Genomic DNA, 6,018 nt, shown 5'->3' on the forward strand with positions numbered 1-6,018 from the left:
GCCACTCGGCGGGGCCGCGCTCATTTACCGATAATGGACCCAGCGCTCTTATCGGAACGAGAGCCCCGCGCTGTCGACCTCGGCGCTGCGGAGACGAAGCCTACGAAGTCAGGGGAGACCCGTGTCGACGAAAGACGCGCGCACCACGCCCGAAACGACTCCTACCGCTGCGCAAGAACCTGCCGCTTCGCAGGATTCTGCCGCTGCGAAGGAGCTTGCCGCCCCGCGGGCTTCGAAGCGCCGGATCAAGCCGCCCGTCGTCGACCGCGGGCCGCGGCCGCAGCTGCGCGGGCAGCTCCACTCCAACGCATCGTGGTTCTTCGTCGGCGCGGGCGCCGCGCTCATCGCCGTCACCGCCTCGACGACCCGCCAGCCTCTTCTCACGGTGGCGGTGTGCATCTACGTGCTCGGGCTCATCGGCATGCTCGCCACGTCGGCGACGTACCACCGCTTCCCGTGGCGCTCCCAGAAGGCCGTCGCCGGGTGGCGCCGCGCCGACCACGCCGCTATCGCCGTGTTCATCGCCGCGACGTACACACCCGTCTTTATCGGGGTCACCTCCGGGCTCAAGACGTGGATCATCCTCGGCGTGTGCTGGGTCGCGGCGCTCCTCGCGGTCGCCCTCAACGTCGTGTGGATCGATCACCCGCGGTGGCTGTCGGTCACCGTGTACCTCGTGCTCGGCTGGATCGCGGTGATCGACATCCCCGCCCTCGTCGACGGAATGCCCATCGCCGCGATGGTGCTCATCCTCGTCGGTGGCGCGATCTACTCGATCGGAGCGCTGGGCTACGCGCTCAAGTGGCCCAACCCGAGCGAGCGTTGGTTCGGCTTCCACGAGGTGTTCCACGCCGCCACGATCATCGCCGCGGGGCTGCACCACATCGCCATCTGGATTATCGTCTACTCGATTTAGGCAGCTCAGCTCCGCCCCTAGGCGATCCGCCGATTCTCGTACGCCCAGCCCGGCCCGCGCAGCAGGAACGACCACCGCTCCCGCCAGGACTCTGCGGCCCAGATATCGCGGACGATCGCACCCCACTCCGCCCAGAAGACGCGGAGCGGATTGAAGGTGTCGATGTTCGCCGTCAGCCCGTAGACGACGCGCGCGTCCTCCGGCGAGAACGTCCCGAACAGCTTGTCCCACACGATGAGGATGCTGCCGTGGTTCTGGTCGAGGTACTCCTGGTTGGAACCGTGGTGCGCGCGGTGGTGCGAGGGCGTGTTGAAGACCCGCTCGGCCCAGCCCAGCGAATCGATCGCCTCGGTGTGCACCCAGAACTGGTAGATGAGGTTCACGGCGCGCGCGTCGGCGAGTACGCTCGGGCGCACGCCGGCGAGCGCGAGCACCGAGTACGGCACGAACAGCGTGAGCGCCTCGCCCCACGGCTGCCGCAGCGCCGTCGACAGGTTGTAGCGCTCGCTCGAATGGTGCACCGAATGCACCGCCCACAGCCACCGCACCTCGTGCGACAGCCGGTGATTCCAGTAGTAGACGAAATCCCAGCCCAGGATGCCGGCGGCGTAGGCGAGAAGGCTGCGGCCGAGGTCCGCGCGGGTCCGGCCGAAGATCCGGCTGCTCGCCGTCGCGGCACCCCATTCCGTGGCCACTACGAGCGCGGCGCTCGCCACCGCGGACACCCCGGCCGCCCCGCCGATCCGGCGGAGGACCGGCGGGAGGGGGACGGGCGCGGCGGAGGGACGTGCGCTGTCAGGGGTGGGGTTTGTGCCGTAAGGCGCCGGGCTCGTGCCGCCTGGGGTGGACTGGTCGGGCATATCGAGCAACCGGCCCGGCTCGGGGAGTTCTCCCCGCCTATGACGGCGGACCACATCCACCGCCGTGGCCGCCGCGCCGCCGGCGAGCGCCAAGCCCAGCCCGGCCTTCGCGAATCGCGCGCGTCGCTCCGCGCGGCCGAACAGCGCCTTGGACACATGAGGCGCGAGGAGGCTGCCAAGGCCCATGGACAGGCTCGCCATGGTGTCCTTGAGCTCGTAGTCGCCGGCGCGCGAACCGGCCGCGGCCGGGTGACGGCGCTGCCACGCGTACTCGGCGCCCATCGCGGCGACGTAGGCGGGGACGGCGACGACGGTGAGGTCGATGCGCATGGGGCCTCCTCGGTGGGCGGAGCAGAGCGTGCTGTGCGGCGCGGGTGCGCAGTGGGCGTCGGCAGGCGAGCGGCCGCCGGCGCGCGACTGCGCAACTGTGATGTGCACCATAGTGTGCTCGGGGTCCACACTACGGTGACCACGCGGTCATATTCAAGGGCTAACGGCCGCTCGGTAGTATCGACGGCCATGGGCAATAGGCGGATCGGCAGTCGGGGAGTGGCGCGCGCCGATCGTGAGGCCCTGATCGTCGAGGCGGCAATCGAGGAATTCGGGATCGGCGGATGGCAGGGCTCCTCCGTCGCGGCCGTGGCTGCCCGGGCTGAGGTGTCGAAAGCCCTGGTTCTCGCCTATTTCGGTACCAAGGATGCGCTGTATTGCGCGGCGGTGCGCACGGTCGCGGAGCCGCTGCTCGAGCGCGTGCGCTTCGCGGTGTCCTCGAACTCGCCCGGCTGGCCGATGGCGCTGGCCACGATCCGCGCGATCGCCGAATCCGTCGAGGCGCGCCCTCGCGACTGGACGCTCGTCGACGTCCCCGTCGAGATCGGCGATCCCGAAAGCGCCGCCGAGTACGGGGAGATCCGGGCGCAGTTCCACGAGCAGGCGGAGATCGGCGTTCGCGCGCTACTCGACTCCGCGCCCGGCGACTTCGATTCGCACGACGTCGACCTGCTGTGCCACCTGTGGGAGTCGATCGTCACCGCCGCGATGACGTGGTGGATGGAGCACCCCGGCGAGCCCATCGACTCGCTGCTGGCGCGCGTCGCGCAGATTATCGGGACGCTGCAGAGAGGATAGGCGGGGCGTGCAGGCGAGGTAGCCAGGCGAGGTAGCCAGGCGAGCTGCCCGGTGTCCGTTGCCCGGCACCCGCACGTCTTCCGTTGTCCGGTGCCCGCAAGCCTTCCTCGGGCCGAACCAAACCTTCTCCGAGACCTGCAGACACTGTCTACAGATCTGGGATCGGCATGGATCGTCTCGCGCGACGCGCCGAAGCCAGAGGCAGGCGGGATCAGGGTGTGTCGAATCCGAGGGCGCGGGCATCGGACCAGGTGTCGACATCGGCCGCCGCGCCCGCGGGGACGTCGACCTCCACGAGGTCGAGAGCGGTGAGAAGGCGGTGGACGGATGCTCCCGAGCATTCGCCCGAGAAAGCGCGCAACGCAGACGAGGCGCGGAGCGCGGAAAGGAGCGGCTGACGGCGTCCGTCCGCGATCGCAATGGCGCCATCGCCCAAGCAGATATGGGCAGTCGCTGCGACGCCGGCCGACCCGTCCGGGCCAGGGGAGTCGGCACGCGTCTCGGCGCCGGCCGGGCCCGGAGCGTCGCTGAACGCCTCCACCAGGGCGGCAAGTCCGGGACCGGCCGCAGGCATGTCCCCGCCGACGACGAGCACGAGCGCCTCGTCGGACGGCGAAGTCGAGGCGCCCCCAACTGGCGCCACGTTCTGGTCATCGTTTCGACCCGCGCCCGGCCACAGCGCCTCGAGGCCCGCGGCAATGGCCGCGGCCGGACCCGCGAACGGAGGATCCTCCCGCGCGTAGAGGATGTCTACCTCGGCGTCAGCACCGTCGAGCGCCGCAGCAAAGGCCTCGTCCGGCCGCGGGCCGACTACGGCGATCCGCCGCGCCCCTGTACCCGCGGCCGCCGCAATGGCCGCGTCGACGAGCCGCGTTCCCGTCCCATCGCGAAGCAAGGTCTTCGCAATCTCGTCTCCGGGCGCGCTCTCGCGCAGACGGGTCGACCTACCGCCGGCGAGGACGATCGCGGCGAGCTCGGTACCCATGCCACAACCCTAGAGGCCGCCCGCCAGGCCGCATGTCGCTGTCCAGAAATCGGACAACCGCACTGGCAATTGCTCTGAGATCCTGAGAGTCCCCGGAGTTAACGAGGGCGCCGCTGACAGCGCGATCGCTCGTGGCTAACCTGGGAACAAGCGGCGCAGTAGTGGTCTAAGTCACTCCGCCGTCATTCGTGTATCGGCCGCGACGGGCGGCGCACAAGAACCAGAGTGAAAGGTTTCTTCGCATGCAAGGACTTATGCAGGACGTTCCGCTGAGCCTCCCCATCATCATGGACGGGATCGAGAGCCGGTTCGCCCACAAGCAGGTGAAGACCCACTCGATCACCGGCGAAAGCACGACGATCACCTACGGCGAGGCCGCCGATCGCATCCGCCGCCTCGCCGGCGTGCTCGACACCCTCGAGGTGCCGAACCAGGCGCGCGTCGCGACGTTCGCGTGGAACACCCACCGCCACCTCGAGCTGTACATGGCCGTGCCGTGCTCGAACCGCATCCTGCATACCGTCAACCATCGCCTGTTCGCCGAGGACATCGAGTACATCGTCGGCGACGCCGAGGACGACGTGATCTTCATCGACCGCTCGATTCTCGGCGCGCTGCTGCCGATTCTCGACAAGATTCCCACCGTTCGCCACATCGTCGTTATGGATGACGGCGTAGGGCCGGAAACTCCCGAGGGCGACGATCGCTTCCACGATTACGAGACGCTGCTCGCGGACGCCTCGCCGGTCATGGACTTCGACGTTCCGGACGAGCGTCAGGCCTCGGCGATGTGCTACACCTCCGGCACCACCGGACGCCCCAAGGGCGTGCTGTACGACCACCGCTCGATGTTCCTGCACGCTATGGCCATCCAGTTCGCCGATACGCTCGGCATCTCCGAAGCGGACACGGTGCTCGGCATCGTGCCGATGTTCCACGTCAACTCCTGGGGCGTGCCGTATGCCGCGATGATGTGCGGCGCGGACCTCGTGCTTCCGGGCAACGCGATGACCCCCGATCTGCTCGCGAAGGCGCTCGTCGAGGATGACTGCTCGGTCGGACTTGCTGTGCCGACGCTGTGGCGCGGCATCTTCCCGCACCTGCAGGGCAAGTCGCTGCCGAAGCTGCGCCGGCTCGTCTCCGGCGGCGCCCCGATCCCCGTCGAGCTGTCCCGCGACTACCAGCGCGAGCTCGGCGTTCCGCTGTCGAACGCCTGGGGGATGACCGAGACGAGCCCGCTCGTGTCGACCGGCCATGTGCCGTCTGACCGGCAGGATGCCTCGGACGATGAGAAGGTCGAGATGCTCGCGCTCGCCGGGATCACCATCCCGATCGTCCGCGTGCGCATCGTCGACGAGTTCGGCGAGATCGTCGCCAACGACGGCGAATCGACCGGCGAGCTGCAGTGCCGCGGCGCGACGATCGCCTCCGGCTACTACGGCGTCGAGAACTCCGGATCCTTCACCGAGGACGGCTGGCTCAAGACGGGCGACGTCGCGACGATCGACTCGCACGGCAACATCACGATCGTCGACCGCACGAAGGACCTGATCAAGACCGGCGGCGAGTGGATTTCCTCCGCCGAGCTCGAGAACTGGATCGCCGCGGCGCCGGACGTGGCCGAAGCTGCCGTTATCGGCCGTCCGGATCCCAAGTGGGACGAGCGCCCCGTGGGCATCGTCGTGCCGGCAGAGGGGCACAACCCGACCCCGGACACCATCCGCGAGTACCTGAAGGACAAGGTCGCGAAGTTCTGGATCCCCGAGGACTACGTATTCGTCGACGAGCTGCCGAAGACCGCGACGGGCAAGATCAACAAGGTGACGCTGCGTAAGGCGCACGTGAACTAAGACTGCTTGGCTTGCTGCGGCCGTGACGCCGCTAGTGAATGCCGCGCCTCGGGAACATTCCCGAGGCGCGGCTGCTCATTTCGGTGGAGCAATTATTCGCGGCGTTGTGTAGGCACTGTCTACGAGCTGCAAGATCTGGCGGCTCGGCTAATGCGAGAATTCAGCAATTCGTTAGCCTGGGTAGCCCTTTATTGGGCCTTGTTCGATGTGTGGATTGTCGGTGCTGAATCGCCCTGGGTTTCGTTCCGTTCTTTAAGCAAGGATGGAACACGATGCCAA

At 68.2% G+C, this 6,018-nt stretch carries 5 protein-coding genes; 3 read left to right on the forward strand and 2 right to left on the reverse strand.

The window, feature by feature from the left end:
* Positions 1 to 121 precede the first annotated feature (121 nt).
* Positions 122 to 916, forward strand: a complete 795-nt coding sequence (gene trhA / locus V7E05_RS13180) for a PAQR family membrane homeostasis protein TrhA (protein WP_333620099.1) — start codon at positions 122 to 124, stop codon at positions 914 to 916.
* Positions 917 to 933: 17 nt separating this feature from the next.
* Here the strand turns inward: trhA and V7E05_RS13185 are convergent, their stop codons facing one another.
* Positions 934 to 2,106, reverse strand: a complete 1,173-nt coding sequence (locus tag V7E05_RS13185; RefSeq protein ID WP_333620100.1) for a sterol desaturase family protein — start codon at positions 2,104 to 2,106, stop codon at positions 934 to 936.
* A gap of 189 nt (positions 2,107 to 2,295) precedes the next feature.
* Here V7E05_RS13185 and V7E05_RS13190 point away from each other — a divergent pair, with 189 nt between their 5' ends.
* The gene (locus V7E05_RS13190; protein WP_333620101.1) at positions 2,296 to 2,904 is read left to right on the forward strand and encodes a TetR/AcrR family transcriptional regulator; all 609 of its coding nucleotides are present in this window, start codon (positions 2,296 to 2,298) and stop codon (positions 2,902 to 2,904) included.
* 211 nt (positions 2,905 to 3,115) lie between these two features.
* On the opposite strand, the gene V7E05_RS13195 is transcribed toward V7E05_RS13190, so the two are convergent.
* The gene (locus tag V7E05_RS13195; RefSeq protein WP_333620102.1) at positions 3,116 to 3,889 is read right to left on the reverse strand and encodes an NTP transferase domain-containing protein; all 774 of its coding nucleotides are present in this window, start codon (positions 3,887 to 3,889) and stop codon (positions 3,116 to 3,118) included.
* 242 nt (positions 3,890 to 4,131) lie between these two features.
* Between V7E05_RS13195 and V7E05_RS13200 the strand changes: the two genes are divergently transcribed.
* Positions 4,132 to 5,739 carry a long-chain fatty acid--CoA ligase gene (locus V7E05_RS13200; protein ID WP_333620103.1) on the forward strand — a complete coding sequence of 536 codons (1,608 nt, stop codon included), beginning with the start codon at positions 4,132 to 4,134 and terminating at the stop codon, positions 5,737 to 5,739.
* The last annotated feature ends 279 nt before the right edge of the window (positions 5,740 to 6,018 follow it).

This window comes from Dietzia sp., from assembly GCF_036741115.1.
Taxonomy (GTDB): Bacteria; Actinomycetota; Actinomycetes; order Mycobacteriales; family Mycobacteriaceae; genus Dietzia.